At 55.4% G+C, this 21,182-nt stretch carries 17 protein-coding genes; all 17 read left to right on the plus strand.

Going from position 1 to position 21,182, the window contains the following annotated elements:
- Nucleotides 1-58 precede the first annotated feature (58 nt).
- The 17 genes from ACSHSR_RS02555 (at nucleotide 59) to tldD (ending at nucleotide 20,547) form a co-directional block, all read left to right on the plus strand.
- On the plus strand, nucleotides 59-661 hold the full coding sequence (locus ACSHSR_RS02555; protein ID WP_044735297.1) for a pilus assembly FimT family protein: 603 nt from the start codon (nucleotides 59-61) through the stop codon (nucleotides 659-661).
- A gap of 34 nt (nucleotides 662-695) precedes the next feature.
- Complete coding sequence (locus ACSHSR_RS02560) at nucleotides 696-1,214, plus strand: type II secretion system protein (RefSeq protein WP_025011848.1); 519 nt, start codon at nucleotides 696-698, stop codon at nucleotides 1,212-1,214.
- Nucleotides 1,215-1,231: 17 nt separating this feature from the next.
- Nucleotides 1,232-1,732: a type II secretion system protein gene (locus ACSHSR_RS02565; RefSeq protein WP_045282603.1), complete on the plus strand. Its 501-nt coding sequence runs from the start codon at nucleotides 1,232-1,234 to the stop codon at nucleotides 1,730-1,732.
- Nucleotides 1,733-1,840: 108 nt separating this feature from the next.
- Entirely contained in the window at nucleotides 1,841-2,308 is a 468-nt protein-coding gene (locus ACSHSR_RS02570; protein WP_044735296.1) for a pilus assembly FimT family protein, read from the plus strand.
- Nucleotides 2,298-2,798, plus strand: coding sequence for a type IV pilus modification PilV family protein (locus ACSHSR_RS02575; RefSeq protein ID WP_045282604.1), 501 nt, complete (start codon nucleotides 2,298-2,300; stop codon nucleotides 2,796-2,798). Before ACSHSR_RS02570 ends, ACSHSR_RS02575 begins: the two co-directional genes overlap by 11 nt.
- The gene (locus ACSHSR_RS02580) at nucleotides 2,798-3,634 is read left to right on the plus strand and encodes a PilW family protein (RefSeq protein ID WP_096141121.1); all 837 of its coding nucleotides are present in this window, start codon (nucleotides 2,798-2,800) and stop codon (nucleotides 3,632-3,634) included. Before ACSHSR_RS02575 ends, ACSHSR_RS02580 begins: the two co-directional genes overlap by 1 nt.
- Nucleotides 3,624-4,097, plus strand: a complete 474-nt coding sequence (locus tag ACSHSR_RS02585; protein WP_109247112.1) for an MSHA biogenesis protein MshP — start codon at nucleotides 3,624-3,626, stop codon at nucleotides 4,095-4,097. The genes ACSHSR_RS02580 and ACSHSR_RS02585 overlap by 11 nt, the downstream gene beginning before the upstream one ends.
- On the plus strand, nucleotides 4,090-7,554 hold the full coding sequence (locus ACSHSR_RS02590) for a DUF6701 domain-containing protein (RefSeq protein WP_208185122.1): 3,465 nt from the start codon (nucleotides 4,090-4,092) through the stop codon (nucleotides 7,552-7,554). Before ACSHSR_RS02585 ends, ACSHSR_RS02590 begins: the two co-directional genes overlap by 8 nt.
- A 120-nt stretch (nucleotides 7,555-7,674) precedes the next feature.
- Nucleotides 7,675-9,117 (plus strand): inorganic phosphate transporter, encoded by a 1,443-nt coding sequence (locus ACSHSR_RS02595; RefSeq protein ID WP_208185121.1) that lies wholly within the window; start codon nucleotides 7,675-7,677, stop codon nucleotides 9,115-9,117.
- A gap of 208 nt (nucleotides 9,118-9,325) precedes the next feature.
- Nucleotides 9,326-10,375 carry a rod shape-determining protein gene (locus tag ACSHSR_RS02600; RefSeq protein ID WP_025011854.1) on the plus strand — a complete coding sequence of 350 codons (1,050 nt, stop codon included), beginning with the start codon at nucleotides 9,326-9,328 and terminating at the stop codon, nucleotides 10,373-10,375.
- A 42-nt stretch (nucleotides 10,376-10,417) separates the two neighbouring features.
- Nucleotides 10,418-11,296, plus strand: a complete 879-nt coding sequence (gene mreC / locus ACSHSR_RS02605) for a rod shape-determining protein MreC (protein WP_345852347.1) — start codon at nucleotides 10,418-10,420, stop codon at nucleotides 11,294-11,296.
- Nucleotides 11,293-11,781: a rod shape-determining protein MreD gene (mreD, locus tag ACSHSR_RS02610; protein WP_025011856.1), complete on the plus strand. Its 489-nt coding sequence runs from the start codon at nucleotides 11,293-11,295 to the stop codon at nucleotides 11,779-11,781. Before mreC ends, mreD begins: the two co-directional genes overlap by 4 nt.
- A gap of 1 nt (nucleotide 11,782) precedes the next feature.
- Nucleotides 11,783-12,385, plus strand: coding sequence for a Maf family protein (locus ACSHSR_RS02615; protein ID WP_045282606.1), 603 nt, complete (start codon nucleotides 11,783-11,785; stop codon nucleotides 12,383-12,385).
- A gap of 131 nt (nucleotides 12,386-12,516) precedes the next feature.
- The gene (gene rng / locus ACSHSR_RS02620) at nucleotides 12,517-13,983 is read left to right on the plus strand and encodes a ribonuclease G (RefSeq protein ID WP_044735291.1); all 1,467 of its coding nucleotides are present in this window, start codon (nucleotides 12,517-12,519) and stop codon (nucleotides 13,981-13,983) included.
- A complete protein-coding gene (locus tag ACSHSR_RS02625; RefSeq protein WP_413734632.1) occupies nucleotides 13,983-18,293 on the plus strand; it encodes a YhdP family protein in 4,311 nt (1,436 codons plus the stop codon). Before rng ends, ACSHSR_RS02625 begins: the two co-directional genes overlap by 1 nt.
- Nucleotides 18,217-19,062: a carbon-nitrogen hydrolase family protein gene (locus ACSHSR_RS02630; RefSeq protein WP_413734630.1), complete on the plus strand. Its 846-nt coding sequence runs from the start codon at nucleotides 18,217-18,219 to the stop codon at nucleotides 19,060-19,062. Before ACSHSR_RS02625 ends, ACSHSR_RS02630 begins: the two co-directional genes overlap by 77 nt.
- A 36-nt stretch (nucleotides 19,063-19,098) precedes the next feature.
- Complete coding sequence (gene tldD, locus ACSHSR_RS02635) at nucleotides 19,099-20,547, plus strand: metalloprotease TldD (RefSeq protein ID WP_479631221.1); 1,449 nt, start codon at nucleotides 19,099-19,101, stop codon at nucleotides 20,545-20,547.
- Nucleotides 20,548-21,182: the final 635 nt, after the last annotated feature.

The raw sequence follows: 21,182 nt of genomic DNA on the forward strand, positions 1-21,182 counted from the left end.
GGTTTTTTATCTTAACGGAACTGCTAAAATCAGTGGCGAACAGGTGGAGGAAACCTAGATGAAACGACAGATGCAAGGCTTCTCGTTAATCGAGCTGGTGATAGTGATAGTGATCCTGGGCCTGCTGGCTGCAACCGCTATTCCGCGTTTTTTGAATGTGACAGATGATGCCGAGGATGCCAGTCTCGAAGGTGTAACAGGTGGCCTCGCCACTGCAGTCAGTTTTGTGCGCTCCCAATGGGAGGTCGATGGTCGCCGTAACAACTCGGTGATCCTCGATGGTACGACAGTGTCTCTGGATACCCGCTTCGGCTATCCGACCGGTACTGGCAATACCTCGGCCACTTCCATGGATGATGCCAGTTGCCAGCAAGTGTTCAATACCGTGCTGCAGAGTGCACCCAAGAATGTGCTTTACAGTGCCGATGCCAGAGATCAACGCTATACCGTCAGGGCCTTGGAAGGAGCAGGTGCAAGCGCTACAGCCATTGACGGCACTGTGGTAACCGGGCTGGATCTCTGCGTCTACCATCAGGTGGCATCTCTGGTGCTGAATCAAAGCTCGGGGGTGGCGACACCGGCTCCGGATCTCAACACCACAGGCGCCAAGGGAATTACCTATAACCCGGGTACTGGCCAGGTATTGAGTTTCAGCAACTGATTGAATTGAATTTTTTGAACTAAAGGAAAGCGCTATGCAAAGGCAACAAGGTTTCACCCTGATTGAACTGGTGGTGGTGATCATAATTCTCGGTATTCTGGCGGTGGTCGCTGCGCCCAAGTTTATCAATCTGCAATCCGATGCCAGGGTGTCTACCCTTCAGGGAATGAAGGCGGCACTTCAGGGGGCCAATGCCATGGTGTATTCCAAGGCTGTTATTGCCGGTCAAGGTAAAACTACGGGTGAGAGTGTTGTCATTGGAAAGAGCGGTAACAGTGATATTAGTGTTACTGTGGATTATGGATATTTGGACAGTGCGGCCAATTCCACCACAGTGAAAACCAATCTGGAAAAAGCTATGGACAATACTTTCGAGGCTATTACCGGAACAGATACCGTTGCAACTGAAGACTTTGGGGTGATCTATGTTAGTGACACTTCTTTCATTATTGTCCCTAAGGGTAAGAAAGGCAGTGAGGCCTGTCGTATTAACTATACCCCAGCCACAGCAACTTCGTTGCCACAGTATGTGGTAACTGGTACAGATTGCTAATTTGAAAGGAATAGAAAATGAAAAAACAACAGGGTTTTACGCTGATTGAATTAGTGGTGGTGATTATCATTTTGGGGATACTGGCTGTCACTGCAGCGCCTAAGTTTTTGAATCTGCAATCTGATGCAACCAAGTCAACTCTTTCAGGTATGAAAGCAGCGTTACAGGGCGGTAATTCCTTGCTCTATTCGAAAGCTGCTATTCAAGGTAAAGAAAAAGACGACGGTAGCAATGGTGACAATGTTGATCTTACAGGGGATGGTAGTGCGGATATCACTGCTGTATATGGGTATGTGAAGGCTGATGCAACCAATATTCTCAAAATTCTGGAAGCAGATACCACCTCCAGCGGGGACTGGGTTATCGCAGCTCCCAGCGCAGCCAATGTCAGTGCTGCTGATGTGATCATTTATCGCAAGGGAACAACGCCTTCAGACACCTATAAATGCTTTGTTGAGTATTCGGAAGCTACCAGTAACTCATTGCCCGTATATGAGATCGTGGATACCAACTGCTAATAGCCTGTAGCTGAAAAGGCCTGCCAAGCAGGCCTTTTTTACGTCAGGATTCAAACTATTGGGCTTATTTGCCATACTTGACTGAGTATGGAATTGGCGGGAAATCATATGGCTGTGACCAAGGGGACAGGCACCCGGGGATTTACTCTGGTGGAGTTGGTAGTGACTATCATGTTGCTGGCCATACTTTCCGTCGTGGTGCTGCCAAAATTGGTATCCTCCAGCAGTTACAGCGCCTGGACGCTGCGACAGGAATTGATTGCCGAGTTGCAAAAGACTCAGATGTTGGCACTCAATAATCCCGACCGTTGCTATCGGCTCTCCATCAGCAGCGGCGCTTATCAACTCAGCCATTTGACCCAGGACTGTACGAGCGTCATCCGCAACAATAGCGCCGAAAGTCTGCCGCGTAATACCCGGATACTGCTTCAAAGTAACGGTGCTGACAGTTTTCAGATCCAGTTCGATGCTTTGGGCCGCACCAACCTTGCCTGCAGTGGCGCCTGCCTCTCTGTGGTCGCCGATGAAACCCTGACTATCGCCATAGAGTCCGAGGGCTATATCCATGAGGGCTGAAGCGCGGGGATTCACCCTGATAGAGCTGGTGATCGGCATGTTGGTGCTCGGTATCGCCCTGGTGCTGTTGACCAGTGTGCTGTTTCCCCAAAGCGATCACGCGGCGCAGACCCTGCATAGAGTGCGCAGCGCCGAGTTGGCTCAGGCTGTGATCAATGAAATCTGGGGCAAGCGTTATGATGAGCATAGCGGCGCCAACGGTGGTCTACCCGCCTGTGACGGTTTGGGCGGTGTCAGTTGTACCCAGGTTAGCGATTATGGCCCGGATGGTGAGAGTCGGGATCAGTTTGACGATATCGACGATTACCATGGCCTTAACGAGCAGAGCCTGATGCTTAATTCCAGCCTGAGTTACCTGAGTCACTACCCTGGGTACAGTCTCAGCGTCCAGGTATCCCAGTATCAAGCCAACAGCAAGTTGGTGACTGTCACGGTAACTACCCCTGCGGGCGAGGCTATCCGTTACGACGTGCTGAGGAGTAATTTCTGATGCGCAGCAGGCAGGGTAAGAGATTCATACAGATCAAAGGACAAGGTTTCGCCAAGGGCTTTACCTTGGTGGAGTTGGTCACAGTGATCCTTATCCTGGGGATTCTGGTGGTGGGTGTCAGCAGCTTTATTATCTTTGGTACCCGTATTTTTGTGGATTCTACCGCCGTCGACAGAGTGCTGGGCAGCAGTCGTTTCGTGATGGAGCGACTGAGCCGGGAGCTGCGTAATGCCGTGCCTTCCAGTCTCAGGTTGCAGTCCAGCTCTCAGCTGCAGTGTTTGGAGTTTCTGCCCATCAGTGCCAGCGGCAGTTATCTGTCATTGCCACTGGCGCCGGATGTCCAGGCGGACAATGCCACAGTGTTTGCGCCGGCAACGGCTATTTCGGCCGGTGAACAGCTGTTGGTATACCCGCTGACCAATGCGGAGATTTATGGCAGTGGCAGCAACAAGCGCCACGCCATAGATAAGGTGGTGCTCAATGGCTCACAGCTGACCTTGCAGTTTGCCGCTGCGGTTAATTTTGCCGAAGCCTCACCGGCGAAGCGTTTTTATGTGGCCGGGCAACCTGTCAGCTATTGTTTTTCTTCAGTGGATGGCAGCATTCGCCGTTATAGCAACTATGGTTATCATGCCGGTCAACCTCTGCCCGATACTATGGGCTCTGGAGCCTTGATGGCCGAAGGCTTGAGCAATGATATTGCCACCAACCCGGCGGTGCAGCTGTTGCCTGCCACTCTGGTCAACAACGCCATAGTGCAATTGCGGCCAGAGTTCTCGGTCGTCGGAGAGCATTTTCAGTATCAACATCAAGTGCAGGTGATCAATGTTCCTTAGTCGAAATTATCACTGTTATGCGCAAAAGCATCAGGGCGGCAGCACCTTGGTGATAGCCATCTTTGTAATATTGGTGATGTCGCTGTTGGCGGTGACTCTGTTGCGGGTTGGCGGCGACGCCGACGAGGGCGTCAACCTGGAAGTCTGGGGCTTAAGGGCGCTCAACGCCGCCAACAGCGGCGCCGATGCGGCTCTGGCCAGGCTGTTTCCCTTAAGCGGCGGCATTGCCGGCTGCGCCGCCGTGGGTTCAAGCTGGACAGCGCCGGATGTGACCGGATTTCACGGCTGTAATGTCCAGCTTAGTTGCGATACCTTAAGCCAGGACACCAGCCCGGGCAGTACCAAGTTGTATCGTATTCGCAGCACGGCGGTATGCGAGAGCGGCAGTTGTGGTGTGGGCGCGGCAGATGACAGTCAATGCCTGAGAGTGAGCCGGGTTGTGGAGGTGGAAGCCCGTGAATAGTCGCATATTACTCTTGCTCGGGATATTGCTTGGCGGCCTGCCTGCGCTGGCACTGGCGGTGCCTCAGTGCAGTGATATATTTACCGACCCTCCGACAGGGAACCATTTCAATGATGGTTTTGTGCCGCCTGCCAATCTGCCGCCTAGCCGTGGTAACTTAACTTGTAGACAAAGTTGGTTTGATCCTTTTTTTTGTGATCAGTCACTGGCTCCGGGAGATTATGATTTTGATCGCGGTAGGTTCTCCCATGGCAGTTTCCTGAATCCAACAACAACGACCACCAGGTTATATTTCGATGACCTAGAGCTGAACAATGCCACGCTGAACCCAGGTGGAAAGGCCGAGAATCTGATCATCTATGTGCGTAACTCTTTGAGTATCAATGGTCATGACACCATAAATGCGATCTTGTATGTCGAGGGTGCAGTGCAGATAGCTGAAAATGGGTCCTTGGATGGCGCTCTGGCATCTGGGGGGGCTTTGGTGATTACCGGTAACTCGGATGTGGATATCGATCTCGGTGCAGTCGATGATGCCGATTTTGGCGGCATGTGCAGTAATGACCAAACGCCAGTGCTGGGGTGTTTCAGCGATGACTTCAGCTCGGCTTCCCTATCGGCTGATGATTGGGCCATCAAGGTGCTGGGCAACTCAGTGGCACCCAGCATTGTGGGCGGACGTCTGCGTTTGACTCCTGCCCGAGGCAATCAGGCAACCTCCAGTACCTATCAGCGCTTATTTCCGGCCGAAGGCAACCTGGTAACAGTTGAATTTGATTATTACGCCTGGTCGCCCCAGAGTGGTACCGGCGGTGATGGTGTGGCGGTGATCCTTTCTGATGCGGCCGTGACGCCACAGCCGGGCAGTTTTGGTGGCGCCTTGGGTTATGCCCAGCGTAATGATGGTACCCCGGGTTTTGCCGGTGGCTGGTTGGGGGTGGCACTGGATGAATACGGCAACTTTTCCAACCCCACAGAAGGGCGTATCGGAGGCCCGGGGTTTCGCCGTCAAGCCGTGTCTATTCGGGGCGCTCAGGCCGGTTCCTATCGATACCTGACAGGTACAGTTGCCAATATTTATCCCAAGATAGATGTGCGTAGCAGCTATTACCCCGCTCCTGGGCACAGGTATAAGATTACTGTCGATTCCCGCCAGGCCAACATGGCCATGGTGTCTGTTGAGCGAGATACAGGTGCCGGTTACCAAACTCTGGTGAGCCCATTTAATGCCCGGAATTTTATAGGCCAAGGGAGTGTTCCGACAGATTTTTACCTGTCGCTTACCGGCTCTACCGGCGGTTCCAACAACAACCATGAGATAGACAATTTCCAGGTTTGTGCTTTGGACTCCAAGGCAGTGGGTGAGCAGGTTCATCATTTTGAGTTTGATTACAGCAGCGCACCTTTTACCTGTCGTGCCGAACCCATCACCTTGAGGGCCTGTAAAAATGCCAGCTGCTCAGAGCTCTTCACAGGTACTGTTACCGCCAATCTGAGCCCTAACCCCGTCAGTAACGGCCGTTGGTTACCGGCAAGTTCGGTGACTTTCAACGGTGGCAGTACCCAAATTCAACTGCAAAAGTTTGATCAAACGCCGCTGACACTGGGGGTTTCCTCCTCGACTCCGGCCACCCGCCCAGGCAGTGATACCCTTTGCCGAAGAGGCAGCGGTCCCTTGAATACGGCCGCCTGTCGCCTGAGTTTTGCCGATAGTGGTTTCATTTTTGATGTGGCAGATAAGCTGGCCAACAAGCCAGAGACAGGAGTGCTTGTTAAGGCTATGAAGTCAGATGGCACAGCCCAGTGTGTACCGGCCTTTGCCAGTACCAACAAGACGCTTTCGTTCTGGAGTGAGGCGCTGTCGGCAGTTGTCGGTTCACCCAAGGTGCAACTGAAACCGACAGGCGCCCTGAGCTGGCAGGATATAGACAGCAATCCAGCTGCCGCCACGCCGCTGACCTTGGCCTTCGATAGTCAAGGCCAAAGCCGAATCGATATCAATTATGCCGATGCCGGTCGGGTCGAGTTAAACACCCTCTATACGGGAACGACCAGCGAAGGGGATGCCGGGCTGGTGATGCACGGCGCCGATGATTTTGTCAGCTTCCCGTTGGGATTCTGTATCGAGGTAGAGCAATACTGCCAGGCCGCGGATGCCTCCTGTGCGCCTTTTCGGCGAGCGCAGGAAAATTTCCCACTTAGCATCAGCGCCAAGGCTTGGTCTGAGTATGGCAATGCCGATCTCTGTAAAAACCTTACTACTCCGTCCTATCAACAGGCGGGTCTCTCTTTATGGCATAAGTTGATTGCACCGGCTTCAGGTCAACCCGGTGAACTGCAACTGCAGCAGTATGATCATCTGCGCCAGCAAACGCCTGAGAATAACCGGCTCGCTCAGGCGGTCAGTGAGGTTGGGGTGTTTGAATTCGGCGTCACGGCGCCTTTGCCCTACGAGGGTAGTGTGGCCTTCCCGAGTCTGGTGGGCAGCGCTTATTGGCAGGGGCCGAGCGGCAAAACCATAATGCCCGTCGGGCGTTTTGTGCCGGCTTTTTTCCGAGTCGATGAACCCAGTTTGCTGCCGGCCTGTAATGGTTTCAGTTACATGGATCAGCCATTTGAAGTCAGTTATAAAGTCAGCGCTTTGGCACTGGATAGACAAGTGACTCAAAATTATGTCGGTGATTTTGCCAAGGCTTACAGTCATTATCAGGCAGTCAATCAATTCGACGGAGTGGCCTTGGACAGCCGGGTTTCGGGGGGCGAGATCACTTCAGATACCTGGGTGGATGGCCTGGCTGAGTTCCAAGGGCAACTCAAGTTTGCCCGTAAGGACCCGGTTGCAACAGACGGGCCTTTCCCGCTTTTGGATATAGGCCTGGAAATTCAGGATCCGGACAAGCTTGCCAAGCTGCAGGGGAGCAATATGCAAAGCGATTTCAGCGGTGACTGCTCTGTGGCAGGCAGCTGCAGCGCCGTGCGTCTTGGTAGCCAAAAGATGCGCCATGGGCGTTTGCTGTTGGACAATACCTTTGGCCCGGAAACCCAAATTTTGAGCATGGCGGCGAGGACAGAGTATTGGGATGGCAGTGGCTGGCGTTTGAACGAGCTGGATAACTGCAGTGTGTTCAACACGCCGCTTGAATATCAACAGGATCAACTCACCCTGGGTTACCGCTATGAACCTGCGCTCAGTGCCGGGCAGAGTATTAGCCGCTTCGCCAGCGGCGGCAACACAGTCACTGCCTTTGGCGGCGAGTTTGAACTCTTGTGGCGTGCGCTCGGAAGCTCCGGCTATCGCGGTAAGGTGACGGCGCCGCTCAAAACGCCTGAATGGTTGCAGTGGTACTGGAATTGGAATGGTCTCAATGACGGCACACTTAGCGACCCCAGAGCCAGTGCCTTCTTTGGCCGCTATCGCGGCAACGACAGGATCATCAGTTGGCGGGAAGTTAACTGAAGCCGAATAACAACAGTGTGAAGCAAATCACTAAAGCGCCAAGATGTAGATAATTTAACTTTGTCTTCAACTCACATTGAGCATAATCGACAGCCTCTGCTGTATTTGGCTGATTAAATTATGTTGGAAGCGCTTGCGGGTTTGGGGTGGATCTGGTCTTTGGGGCTGATCCTGGCTGTACTTTTTGTGTTGGCATACGAGTTCATCAATGGCTTCCACGACACCGCCAATGCGGTAGCCACTGTGATTTATACCAATGCCATGCCGGCCAGAGGCGCAGTGCTGGCCTCGGCGCTGTTCAACTTTGCCGGGGTGTTGCTGGGGGGGCTCGGTGTGGCTTACGCCATAGTGCATCTGCTGCCGGTCGGGCTCTTGTTGGACATGGATTCCTCCCAAGGCCTGCTGCTGGTGTTCTCCCTGCTGTTCTCGGCCATCGTCTGGAATTTGGGTACCTGGTTCTTCGGTATTCCCGCCTCCAGCTCCCACACTCTGATCGGCTCCATCATGGGGGTCGGTGGTGCCTATGCCTGGCTCAACGGCCAATCGCCGCTGGATGGCGTCAATACCGGCAAGGCAATAGATATCATGCTCTCCTTGCTCTTGTCTCCAACCCTGGGCTTTATTCTGGCGGCGATTTTGCTGTTGGTGATGAAACGTATCTGGCGTAAGCCCAAACTGCATCGCACTCCGGCAGAGCAGATGGCGGTCAATGGCAAGAAGCACCCGCCATTCTGGGCCCGGATTACCTTGATAGCCTCGGCCATGGGGGTGAGTTTCGCCCATGGTTCCAACGATGGTCAGAAGGGGATAGGTCTGGTGATGTTGGTGCTTATCTGCATGGCGCCGGGTTATTTTGCCCTGGACTTGAACAGTCAAAGCTTCGATATGGATAAGGCTCAGGATGCCAACCGGCGCATCATGGCCCTGTATGAGCGCAACCCGCAACTGGTGGCTAACCTGGGTGAGCACGCCGCCGACAGTCGCTGTCAGGACTCGGCCATCGCTTCGATGCAAAGCCTGGATAGGCTCCTTGAGCAAGGGAATACGGTTAAACAGCTGACTCAGGAACAGCGCCGGCAAGCCAGGCAGCTGATCCTTTGTATCGATGACAGTACCCGCAAATTGGCCAAGCAGCCATTGCCCGCTGCAGAAGTCAGTCAGTTAAAACATTGGCGTGGTCAGCTTAACGCCATGACCGAATATGCGCCGCTATGGGTCATAGTGGCCGTTGCCCTGGCTTTGGGTTGCGGCACCATGGTGGGCTGGCGCCGGATTGTGCACACGGTTGGCGAGAAAATTGGTAACGGTGGCATGACCTACAGTCAGGGTATCGCCGCGCAGTTGACCGCCGCCGGTTCTATCGGTATCGCCAGTATGACAGGCATGCCGGTATCTACCACCCATATCCTGTCTTCGGCCGTGGCCGGCACCATGGTGGCCAATGGCTCCGGAGTACAGAAAAACACTATTAAACAAATTCTGTTGACCTGGGTACTGACACTGCCTATGACCATAGTTTTGTCGGCCGGGCTCTTTATGTTGGTGCAAACCTTTTTTGCTTAATAAGCACACAAATCATGTCAAGGGATTGGCATGATCCAAGCTTTTGGCAACTTTATCTCAGCGCATTGCGACAGCTTTTACAGATATATGCCAAAAACCCTCACGGATTAGCGAATGTTAACCCCGCGAGTCTTGTGGAATGCCGGAGGCATTGATAAAGTTAGCTGATTTTCATTTCTTCTGACTCCACAGAATACAGGCTAGTTACATGTTCAAGAAGCTGCGTGGCATTTTTTCTAACGATCTGTCGATCGATTTGGGTACAGCTAACACTCTCATTTATGTTCGTGAAGAAGGCATTGTATTGAATGAGCCTTCCGTGGTCGCCATCCGTGGCGAACGAAGCAGCTCTGGGCAGAAATCCGTGGCCGCCGTCGGTACTGAGGCGAAGCAGATGCTGGGACGTACCCCCGGTAATATTCAGGCCATCCGCCCAATGAAAGATGGGGTTATCGCCGACTTCTACGTGACCGAGAAGATGCTGCAGCACTTTATCAAGCAAGTGCACAACAACAGCTTTTTCCGTCCAAGCCCCAGGGTACTCGTGTGTGTGCCTGTAGGTGCCACTCAGGTTGAACGCCGCGCGATCAAGGAGTCAGCGATGGGCGCCGGCGCCCGTGAGGTTTACCTGATTGAAGAGCCAATGGCAGCCGCCATAGGGGCCGGCCTGCCGGTTTCCGAAGCCACTGGCTCCATGGTGGTGGATATCGGTGGTGGTACCACTGAAGTGGCCATCATCTCGCTCAACGGCGTGGTTTACTCCTCTTCCGTGCGTATCGGTGGTGACAAGTTTGACGATGCCATCATCAACTATGTGCGCCGCAACTACGGCAGCCTGATTGGTGAAGCCACAGCCGAACGCATCAAGCACACAATCGGCACGGCTTATCCAGGCGATGAAGTACTGGAGATTGAAGTGCGCGGCCGTAATCTGGCCGAAGGGGTACCGAGAAGCTTTACCCTGAACAGCAATGAGATACTCGAAGCGCTGCAAGAGCCGCTGTCGGGCATTGTCAGTGCCGTGATGGTAGCACTGGAGCAGTCGCCTCCAGAGTTGGCGTCCGACATCTCTGAGCGCGGTATGGTGCTCACAGGTGGTGGTGCCTTGCTGCGGGATCTGGACCGTCTGCTGATGCAGGAAACCGGGATCCCTGTAATGGTCGCCGAAGATCCGCTTACCTGTGTGGCCCGCGGCGGCGGTAAAGCACTGGAGATGATCGATATGCACGGCGGTGACCTGTTCTCAGAAGAAAACTAATACTTTCCAGCACAGGCGGTATCTTACCGCCTTAGCTTTTCTATGAAGCCTATTTTTGTTCGCGGTATTTCAAATCAGTTCAGGTTGACACTGGCAGTGCTCATGTCGGTGATCCTGCTGGTTGCCAATGATCGTCTCGAACCTGCGAGACAGTCGCTGGCATCCTTACTGAGCCCTCTACAGTACCTGGCCAATGTGCCAGGTGAGCTGCTGGATTGGTCTGCCCAGAGTCTGGCGACCCGTGACATGCTGGAGCAGCAAAACAAAGAACTCTTGCGCCAGCAAATGCTGATGAGTGAAAGACTGCAGCGTTTTGAACACCTGCGCCAGGAAAACCAACGCTTGCGTGAACTGCTGGGCTCGCCGGTGCATATGGACTCGCGCAAGATGGTGGCCGAGGTGATGGAAGTAGCCAGCGACCCCTTCCATCACTATGTGGTGATCAACCACGGCAGCCGCAACGGCGTGTTTGTTGGTCAGCCCGTGGTGGATGCCCAGGGGGTTGTCGGCCAAGTGGTGCAGGTCAGCGAACTCACCGCCAGGGTGTTGCTGCTCTCCGACCCCAAACACGGCTTGCCGGTGCGTATTACCCGCAACGATGTGCGCCTGATAGCCAACGGCATAGGCGAACTCGATGAGATAGAACTCAGACACGTGGCCAAGAGTACCGACATCAAGGTCGGCGATTTGCTGGTGACTTCCGGGCTGGGCAACCGCTTCCCGGAAGGTTATCCGGTGGCGCGGGTGATTTCGGTTTCCCGGGACGATGGCCAGAGTTACCTTAAGGTCACGGCGCAGCCGCTGGCGGCGCTGGATCGAATCCGTTATCTGCTGCTTATCTGGCCTGAAGACCATCCCGGCGCCAAGCCTGAGTCACAAGAGCCGGCTGCAACCGACGCCAACAGTGGAGCCGAATCATGAGTCTGGAAAATGCCAATGGCCGTTTGGCGGTATGGCTGACCCTGCTGCTGGGTATGCTGCTGCAGATCATGCCGGTACCGGAAATGTTCAGCGCCTGGCGCCCCGATTGGTTGGTGCTGGTGATGATCTATTGGGCCGTGGCGCTGCCCCACAGATACAATATTCTCACCGCCTGGGTGTTGGGGGTGCTACTGGATATTCTACTGGGAGCTACCCTGGGGATCCGCGCACTGGCCATTTCCCTGGTGATCTATGTGGTGGTACTGCACTTTCAGAAGTTGCGTAACTTCCCCATGTGGCAGCAGTCTTTGGTGATCGCCAGCTTGATCTGCTTCTATCATCTGATTATTTTCTGGGCCCAGTTTGTGGTATCAGGGGCGCATTTCACCATGGAGCTATTCCTGCCTTCCCTGTCCAGCCTGGTCATTTGGCCCTGGGTCTTCTGGATACTGCGCCGCATCAGGCGCCACTACAAGGTACGTTAATATGCCGCTGATTTTGGCCTCAGCCTCCCCCAGACGCCGCGAGCTTTTGGCACAGCTGGCGCTGGGAAATCCGAACTTTGGTTTTGAGATCCTGCCCGCCGATATCGACGAGAGTCATCAAGCCGGGGAAACCCCGGAGCAGTTTGTCAGCCGTTTGGCCGAAGAGAAGGCGGCAGCAGGTTTAGCCCTGTGGTGCGGGAACCCTGAACATCAGCAAGGGTCTGATACTCTAGTGCTGGGCTCAGATACTATAGTGGTATTGGGCGACAGAATTTTGGGTAAACCCGTGGACAAGGCCGATGCCTGCGCCATGCTCAAGAGCCTAAGTGGCCGCAGTCATCAGGTGATGACTGCCGTGGCCTTGACCGATGGCAAGCACACAGAGGCGGCTATGGTGGTCACCCAGGTGTACTTCTGCGACTTGAGCGATGCCGATATTCAGGCCTATGTTGCTTCGGGCGAGCCCATGGACAAGGCGGGAGCCTATGGCATTCAGGGGCTGGGTGGCAGCTTTGTCGCCAAGATTGAAGGCAGTTATTCTGCGGTAGTGGGCCTGCCCATGGCCGAAACCCGGTCGCTGTTGCACAAGGCCGGATGTTTGTAAGCTCGCTTACACAAACTGACGAATTTTTAGCAGCTTTAACGCCCGCCAGCCGATAAAATCAATGAATTAACATCCAACAAGGGTAAATCGTGAATACCAGTCGCACAGTCAATAGCAAGGCTCCGCGGAAGATGGGGTCAGAACTGCTGATCAATGTGACGCCCACGGAAGCGCGAGTCGCATTGGTAGAACACGGTGTCCTGCAGGAAGTGCATATCGAGCGGCGTATGAAGCGCGGCCTGGTGGGCAATATCTACAAGGGCAAGATCAGTCGGGTTTTGCCCGGGATGCAGGCGGCATTCGTCGATATCGGCCTGGAAAAGGCGGCCTTTCTGCATGCCTCGGACATAGTGCCGCACACAGAGTGTGTTGCCGATGTGGAAAAGGGCAACTTCGTGGTGCGTGATATTGCCGAGCTGGTACGTCAGGGCCAGGACATCATGGTGCAGGTGGTCAAAGACCCCCTGGGCACCAAAGGCGCGCGGCTGACCACAGACATTACCCTGCCTTCCCGTTACCTGGTGTTTATGCCGGGCTCAAGCCATGTGGGCGTTTCTCAGCGAATAGACTCCGAAGAGGAGCGGGCGCGGCTGAAGAAGATTACCCTGCCTTTTGTCGACGATGACGGCGGCTTTATTATTCGCACCGCGGCCGAAGGCATAGGTGAGGATGAACTGGCGCAGGATGCTGCTTTCCTGCGGCGGGTGTGGGCCAAGGTCAGCGAACGGCGCAAAAGGCCCAAGGCCACGCTGTTGTATCAGGACTTGGCCTTGCCGGTGCGAATTGTCAGGGACTTTGTCGGTGCCGAGCTCGATCGCATTCAGGTGGACTCGGGCCACACCTTCGAGGAGCTGCTGCATTTCGCCCAGGAGTTCATGCCGGAAATTGCCGATAAGATAGAACACTACAGTGGCCCGGCGCCGATTTTCGATCTCTATGATGTGGAGAATGAGATTCAGCGGGCGCTGGAGCGTAAGGTGGAACTCAAATCCGGCGGCTATTTGATCATCGACCAGACAGAAGCCATGACCACTGTGGACATTAACACAGGAGCCTTTGTCGGCCACCGTAACCTCGAAGAAACCATATTCAACACCAACCTGGAAGCGACCCAGGCGATTGCCCGTCAGCTGCGGCTGCGTAATCTGGGCGGCATCATCATTATCGATTTTATCGATATGCTGCAGGATGAGCACAAACAAAGAGTGCTCAACAGCCTGGCCACGGCGTTGGCCAATGACAGAGTCAAGACCAATATCTCAGGTTTCTCCGGCCTGGGTTTGGTGGAGATGACCCGCAAGCGCACCCGCGAGAGCCTGGAGCATGTACTTTGTGGCGAGTGTCCTGCCTGCCGTGGTACCGGCTCGATGAAAACAGTAGATACCGTCTCCTTTGAGATCTTCCGCGAGATCATCCGCCTCAACCGCACCTATGATGCCGATGAATTCCTGATTTACTGTGCCCCTGCGGTACACGCCTGCCTGTCCGATGACGAGAACCACCTGGTGGCCGAGCTCGAAGTCTATATCGGCAAGCGTATTCGCATTCACTGCGAGCCCATGTATGTGCAGAGTAAATATGATGTGGTGATGGTCTAGTGCGGCTGTCTTTTTGCCCTCGAACCTTCGGCCGCTATTGCTGGCGCACCTTGGCCGTGACCTTGGTGCTGTTCGCCTTGATGGTGAGTCTCATCCGCGGGCTGTTGCCGCAACTGGATGAAGCCAAGCAGCAACTGGCCGACTATGTTGAGCGCGAATATGGCGTCGAGGTCAAGATAGGCAGCCTGGCTGCCCGTTGGCAGGCTTTCGGCCCGGCGCTGACGGTTGAGGACTTGGTGTTACCGCCGCAGGAGCGTTTGCCGGTGACACTCATGGTCGACAAGGTCGATGTCAAACTGGATTTCTGGCAGAGCCTGATGACCGCCAGCCCGCAAGTGGAAGATGTGATCTTCGACGGGGTGCAATTGGCGCTGGATCTGGACCATCTGGGGCAGAAATCGACCGGCGCAGCCGAGGCCGTGAGCAAGCCGGCTCCTGCCACCAATATCGACTGGCTCTATGCCTTGCTGCTGGAGCAGTTGGACCGTTTCTCTATCCGCGATGCCAGTGTGCAGCTGTTGTCCAGCAGCCATGATTATCGCCCCATTCATCTGCGGGACCTCAGTTGGCGCAATAGCGGCAAGTTGCACCAGGGCCGCGGCGCTCTCTACCTGGATGAACAGGCAACGGCGACCGAACAACTCACTCTAAGGCTGGATCTCAAGGGCGATGGCTACAAGCCAGATAGTATCAAGGGCCAGGCCTATCTGCAGGCGCAGTCGCTGGATCTCGGCAAGTGGGCCTCGCGCCAACCCAACCCTTATAACCCACAGGCCAAGTTGCCGCTGGAGGGGGTGGTCAACCTGGAGGCCTGGGTTGGCTTTGCCAACCGCGGCCTGGAATCCGGGGTGATCAAGCTGTTGCCCAGCTGGCTGCGCTGGTCACTCAGAGATGAGCCGCAGAAATTTGCCATAGATGGCGGTGTGATTGCCTGGCAGCCCATAGCTGATGGCTGGCGCCTGGACAGCAGTGAGCTCAAACTGGCAACCAATGACAAACCCTGGCCCAAGCTGGAGTTTCACGCCATGGAAACCGCCGGGGTGCTTTACGGCAAACTCAATGAATTGCAACTCGATAGCCTGTTGCCGCTGTTGCCGCTTATTCCTGGCATGCCTTTGGAAGGCCTTTATAGCTGGCAGCAACTCAAGCCTCAGGGCAAGCTCGGGCCTCTGGCTATCTATCGCCCCAAGGACGGTGAACTGCAGGCCAAAGTGGCGCTGGAGCGGGTTAGCTGGCAGCCTGCCGAGTCCATTCCCGGCAGCACGCCAATCGATCTCTCCCTGGGATGGCGGAACAACTTTCTCAGTGCAGTCTTGCCTAGCCAGGATTATAAACTGGACTTTGGCGATGGTTTCAAGGCGCCGCTCAGTTTTCGCGCCGATGCCTTTGAGCTGGGCTTCTCGCTCGACAGTCAGGCGCTGATGGTGCCGGCATTGCATCTGGGCAATGACGACATCAGCCTGGACGCCTCTATGCGTTTGCTGCTGGCCGACAAGCCACACCTGGCGCTGTCTTCCCGGGTCAAACTGCTCAACGCCGCCAATGCCGGGCGTTATTTCCCGCGCCATGCCATGGGCGAGTCGCTGGCCGCTTATCTGGAAGGCGCCATCAAGGCCGGTCGCAGCGATGATGCCACCGTGGTCTGGCACGGTGAGTTGGCCGGATTTCCCTATCAGGATCATTCCGGGGTATTTCAGGCTGGTTTCAATCTGACCCATGCCGAATATGCCTTCCAGCCGGATTGGCCGGCGGTGACAGATTTAAGTCTCAAGGCGCTGTTTGAAAATGCCCGGATGGATCTCTGGGTCAACAAGGGCAAACTGTTGAATGTGGCGACCGATGGCGCCCATGTCTATATCCCCAAGATGGATCACCGGAGTCTGCTGCGGGTCGAGGCGCAACTGGCGACTCAAGGCAAGGATGCTACTGAGGTGTTGCAGCGCTCGCCGCTTAAAGACAGTGTCGGTATCACCCTGGATGTAGTGCAGGTTCAGGGGCCTGTCAGTGGCAAGCTGGATCTCAGTATTCCGCTCTATGAAGGCGAAGAGGAGCAGATCCTGGGCGAAGTGCAGTTTGCCGGGGTGCCGATTTATATCCGTGAGCCCGGGGTGCTGCTCGATAAGGTCAGCGGCAAGGTGAGTTTTCATAACGAGGTGGTCAAGGGCGAAGGCTTGAGTGCCAGCCTGTTCGGCCAGCCGTTGCAGTTTGGTTTTGATACCGGCAAGGTCAACCAGAATATGGGGCTCAATGCCAGGCTCAAGGGCCAATGGAACCTCGCTAACTTGCCGTCCGAGCTGGACAATCCTCTCAGCGATTTTTATCAGGGCGCGTTGGATTGGCAGGGGAATCTGAAGCTGATCTTTGATGAGATAGGCTATCGAATTCAAGCCAATGTCAATGCCGATCTCAAGCAGACAGAGTTGCTGCTGCCGCCGCCTTATCAAAAAGCCCCGGGGCAGGCGCTGACGCTCAAGGCCGAGTTGCTCGGTGACAACAAGACCAGCTCCCTGGGCGTGCGTCTGGGGGATAAGGCCGAATTCTGGGGTGGCTTTGATGCAGACTCAGGTAAGGGCCTGAAACACTATGACCTGCTGCTGGGGCGCCTCTATCGCAGCGGCGATCAGTTGCAAAAACAGGATGGTCACTTACGGCTGGCCCTGGATGAGGTGGATTTTGCCCAGTGGCAGTCGCTGATCAACGCCTTTATCGGCGGTGGCAATCATGACAAAAAGGCTGCTGCCGAGAGCCAAACAGCAGTTCAAGCCGTGACTCAAGCTAAGACCCAGGCTGAGACTCAAACCGAGAGCACGGCCGGCACCACAAGCATTGCAGCAGATAAAGCTTTTTTCCCGCCGCTCAAGGGGATAGAGGCCAGAGTGAAACGGCTCGAGCTACTGGGGCAGCGCTTTACCGAGTTGCAACTCAGTGCCCGACCCGGAGAGCATGCCTGGCAGATAGAGGGACTGTCGCCGGAGTTTTCCGGTCGGGTAGAGATCTACCCGGATTGGTACAGCCAAGGATTGAAGCTGGTGGCATCGCGCCTGTATCTGAATCCGATAGCTGCAGCAGCGGCTGAGCCCGATTCCAAAGCGCAATCCGAGCCCGAGCCTGAAACCAATCTGCCTCAGGGCAGTGACCTGCCGCCGCTTGCGGTGGAGGTGGATGATTTCCGCTATCAGGATATGGCGCTGGGGCGTTTGTTGTTGCAAGCTAGCCCGTCTGCGACGGGCTATCAGATCCAGACTCTGGCGCTCAGCAGCGAGGATGCCAGTTTGCAGGGCAAGGGTGACTGGCTGAGCCGTGATGGTAACAACCGGACCCAGGTCGAGCTTAATCTCAAGGGAGATAAATTTGATCTGTTGGCTACTCGCTTGGGACTGGATCCCGGCGTGAAAGACTCGCCGCTGGAGGTCAAGGCCGAGCTCAACTGGCAGGGGGCGCCATCGGAATTCAATCTGGAGAGTCTCAGCGGTAAAGTGAGGTTCGATCTCGGCAAGGGGCATATCGAACAGCTCAGTGACAAGGGGGCGCGGATCTTCTCTCTCTTTAGTCTGGACTCGCTTTTACGCAAGTTGTCACTGGACTTTACCGATGTGTTTGGCAAGGGCCTGTATTACAACTCCTTTGGCGGCGATCTGACCCTGGAGAACGGGGTGCTCAAGACCACCAATACCGAGATGGACGCCATTGCCGGTAACATGAAGGTGCGCGGCTATACCGATCTGGTTACCGAGAGCCTCAACTATGATATTCGCTTTGTGCCGCAACTGGCCTCCAGCGTGCCGACCGTTGTGCTGCTCAGTACCAGCGCTTGGACCATGGGCCTGGGGGCTTTTGCCCTGACTAAGGTGCTGGAACCCGTAATTGAGATTATTTCAGAGATACGTTTCCGCTTGACCGGCACCATGTCAGAGCCCAAGCTGGAAGAGTTGGAGCGAAAGAGTAAAGAGATAGAGATCCCTGAGTCTGTACTGCCACGGCAACCCAAGTCGGCGCCTGGGAAAGGACAGACTCAAGTGCAGGACGATGAGCCTGCGGCCTCGGATGCAGGCCAAGGCGATCAAGCCAAGGACAACAAAGCCAAAGTGCTTAATAGCGACCAAGAGAGGGCTGTTGAAGAGGGTGGCGCTGAGACTGAAAAACCTTTGCCTCAAGCCGATAAAGTCACGCCGCTGCCGCTCAAATCGCCGAGTGAACCCAAGACAGAAGTGCCAGTGAAACAGGAAGTCGAACATGCAAGTCAGTCTGCTACAGTGTCAGAGTTGCCGCGAGCCGGAACAGAACCTGCAATTTATCGTCTCGCAGCTTGAGACTCTTCCCCGCCAAGATAATGAACCCCAACTCGTGGTGCTGCCCGAGTGCAGCCTGCTGTTCGGCGGCCATGAGAGCATGCAGTTGGCCTGGGCCGGTGAGCCTGGGCAAAGCCAGCTCAAACGGCAGCTGGCCGAACTTGCCACCCAATTTCAGGTATTCCTGCTGGCCGGCTCTATTCCGGTAGCCAGTGGCGATGGCCGGGTTTACAGCCGCTGTTATCTGTTTAATGATCAGGGGCAGGTACTCGGAGACTACGACAAGCTGCATCTGTTTGACGCGGAAGTGACCGACGGTACAGGCCAATACCGCGAGAGCGATACCTTTTGCCCGGGTGAGCGGATAAGCGTGGTGGATACCCCTTTTGGCCGCATCGGCCTGGCTATCTGTTATGATCTGCGTTTCCCGGATCTGTTTCGGGCGCTGCGTCTGCAAGGTGCCGAGATCATCGCCTTGCCCTCGGCCTTTACCAAGGTGACAGGCGAGGCGCACTGGGAAGTGTTGCTCAGAGCCAGGGCGATAGAAACCCAGTGTTTTATACTGGCGGCGGCGCAATGGGGCCAGCATAATCAAGGAAGCCGCGAGACCTGGGGCCAGAGCATGATAGTCGACCCTTGGGGACGCATTCTGGCGCAGAAGGCCGAAGGCACAGGCTGGGTGCAGGCGCGTTTGGACAAGGCCGAGTTAGCGCGGGTGCGCAGCGCCATGCCCGTAGAGACACACAATAGATTTTTGCCGCCGCAACTGGGCGACGGCAAGCGGAAATAACCAACAAGGCCACAGGGCCGGATTGAGAGAGACCCAATGCCATTTTTAACCCAAGTGGGACAGAGTTTACTGCAAGAGGGACTGCACCTCGACGATCTGCAAACTTACCTGGAGCGAATCCACCAACACCAGGTGGATTTTTCCGATCTCTATTTTCAGGGCAGCCGTCATGAAACCTGGGTGCTGGAAGATGGCATAGTCAAGGAAGGCAGTTTTCATATTGAGCGCGGTGTCGGTGTCCGAGCCATCAGTGGTGAAAAGACAGGTTTCGCCTACGCCGATGAGATAACCCCCAAGGCCTTGGCCGCCGCCGCCGATGCCGCCAGAGGCATAGCCCAGACTGGGGGCAGCTATCAAACTCAGGCCTGGAAGCGCCGCGGCGCCAAGGCGCTGTATCTGAGTGAAGATCCGATGGCGGCACTGGAAGAGGGCCGTAAAATTGCCCTGCTCAAGGAAGCGGATGCCTATATCCGCAGCCTTGATAGCCGCATCATTCAAGTGGTGGTCAGCCTGGCCGGAGTGCATGAAGAGATACTGGTAGCTGCCAGCGATGGTACTCTGGCGGCGGATATCCGGCCGCTGGTCCGCTTCAACTGCTCTGTGATCCTCGAAGAAAACGGCCGCCGTGAACGGGGCGGCGCTGGTGGCGGTGGTCGTCACCACTATCAAACCCTGATGGCTGCTGCTGATGACGGCCTGCCTATGTGTTTTGCCTTTGCCCGCGAGGCCGTGCGTCAGGCACAGGTCAACCTACAGGCGATAGACGCCCCCGCCGGTGAAATGCCTGTGGTTCTGGGCGCAGGTTGGCCTGGAGTCTTGTTGCATGAAGCGGTTGGCCACGGTCTGGAAGGTGACTTCAACCGTAAGGGCAGCAGCGCCTTCAGCGGTAAGATTGGCCAGCAGGTGGCCTCCAAGTTGGTCACTGTGGTGGACGATGGCACGCTGGAAAACCGCCGTGGCTCGCTGACCATAGATGATGAAGGTACCCCGGCGCACAAGACAGTGTTGATTGAGAACGGCATTCTCAAGGGCTATATGCAGGACAAACTCAATGCCCGCTTGATGGGACAAAAGCCCACCGGGAATGGCCGCCGCGAATCATACGCTCACTTGCCTATGCCGCGGATGACCAACACCTATATGCTGGCCGGTGAGTCGACGCCCGCCGATATTATCAAGTCGGTGAAAAAAGGCCTCTACGCCCCCAACTTCGGTGGCGGTCAGGTGGATATCACCTCGGGTAAGTTTGTGTTCTCGGCCTCTGAAGCCTACCTGATTGAAAACGGCGAGATCACCAGTCCGGTGAAGGGCGCGACCCTGATAGGCAGCGGCCCGGAAGCCATGGGGCAGATCTCCATGGTGGGCACAGATCTTGAACTCGACAAAGGCGTCGGCGTTTGCGGTAAAGACGGCCAGAGTGTCCCGGTCGGGGTTGGGCAGCCAACGCTTAAACTGGACCGCCTGACGGTCGGTGGCACAGCCTGAGAAATGCTGTCGAATCCCTGATTCGGCAGCTTAGTTTAGCGCTGGTTCCTGCATTGCTCTTGGCAAAGTGATAGCCGCTGTGGCGGCAGAAAGTCTTGGAGCAAATGCATCCCTATTAACCTTAAACCGTTGGTGATTTTGCAGAAACAGGCTTGGCAAGGACAATTCTGCATGAACCTCCGAAAGTGAGCGTCTCAGAGAGTCTCAGACACTTTGCAGCGGGCTTCCTTGCAGCTCGGAAAGTGTTTAGGGTGTCTTGTATATTTGATATTAGCCGCTGTGCCAGCGGCATAAAGTCGTGGAGCTTCGCCCCACACCCGACCAAGAGGGGAACAACAGCAATCCCCTCTTGGATCTCCCTTGCCGCCCCACACGGTGTCGAAAGCCCCTCGGCCTAATGGCGCAAATAACTAGCGCTTCAGACGCTCATCCCTGATTCGACTGTCGCTGCTTCGGCATCCTTGCCTCAGCCACGTTATTTGCGCCAACGGCTGTCGGCGACACCGAGGGGGAAAGTCGGTGCAACTCTGCAATCATAGCGTTACTTGAAATTCCACAAACATACACCTATTTTCCAGGCATAGGCGGGACTGTGACCGTCGAAAACAGGGATGTTTTCGACGAGGCTACAGGGA

The organism is Shewanella sp. VK101, from assembly GCF_056497865.1.

Excerpts from the sequence above, each read along its gene's own strand:
- rng (WP_044735291.1), top strand. The coding sequence starts at position 12,517 with ATGGGGTCAGAACTGCTGATCAATGTGACGCCCACGGAAGCGCGAGTC.
- mreC (WP_345852347.1), top strand. The coding sequence starts at position 10,418 with ATGAAGCCTATTTTTGTTCGCGGTATTTCAAATCAGTTCAGGTTGACA.
- ACSHSR_RS02575 (WP_045282604.1), top strand. The coding sequence starts at position 2,298 with ATGAGGGCTGAAGCGCGGGGATTCACCCTGATAGAGCTGGTGATCGGC.
- ACSHSR_RS02565 (WP_045282603.1), top strand. The coding sequence starts at position 1,232 with ATGAAAAAACAACAGGGTTTTACGCTGATTGAATTAGTGGTGGTGATT.
- tldD (WP_479631221.1), top strand. The coding sequence starts at position 19,099 with ATGCCATTTTTAACCCAAGTGGGACAGAGTTTACTGCAAGAGGGACTG.
- ACSHSR_RS02615 (WP_045282606.1), top strand. The coding sequence starts at position 11,783 with ATGCCGCTGATTTTGGCCTCAGCCTCCCCCAGACGCCGCGAGCTTTTG.
- ACSHSR_RS02560 (WP_025011848.1), top strand. The coding sequence starts at position 696 with ATGCAAAGGCAACAAGGTTTCACCCTGATTGAACTGGTGGTGGTGATC.
- ACSHSR_RS02585 (WP_109247112.1), top strand. The coding sequence starts at position 3,624 with ATGTTCCTTAGTCGAAATTATCACTGTTATGCGCAAAAGCATCAGGGC.
- ACSHSR_RS02595 (WP_208185121.1), top strand. The coding sequence starts at position 7,675 with ATGTTGGAAGCGCTTGCGGGTTTGGGGTGGATCTGGTCTTTGGGGCTG.
- mreD (WP_025011856.1), top strand. The coding sequence starts at position 11,293 with ATGAGTCTGGAAAATGCCAATGGCCGTTTGGCGGTATGGCTGACCCTG.
- ACSHSR_RS02630 (WP_413734630.1), top strand. The coding sequence starts at position 18,217 with ATGCAAGTCAGTCTGCTACAGTGTCAGAGTTGCCGCGAGCCGGAACAG.
- ACSHSR_RS02580 (WP_096141121.1), top strand. The coding sequence starts at position 2,798 with ATGCGCAGCAGGCAGGGTAAGAGATTCATACAGATCAAAGGACAAGGT.
- ACSHSR_RS02555 (WP_044735297.1), top strand. The coding sequence starts at position 59 with ATGAAACGACAGATGCAAGGCTTCTCGTTAATCGAGCTGGTGATAGTG.
- ACSHSR_RS02570 (WP_044735296.1), top strand. The coding sequence starts at position 1,841 with ATGGCTGTGACCAAGGGGACAGGCACCCGGGGATTTACTCTGGTGGAG.
- ACSHSR_RS02600 (WP_025011854.1), top strand. The coding sequence starts at position 9,326 with ATGTTCAAGAAGCTGCGTGGCATTTTTTCTAACGATCTGTCGATCGAT.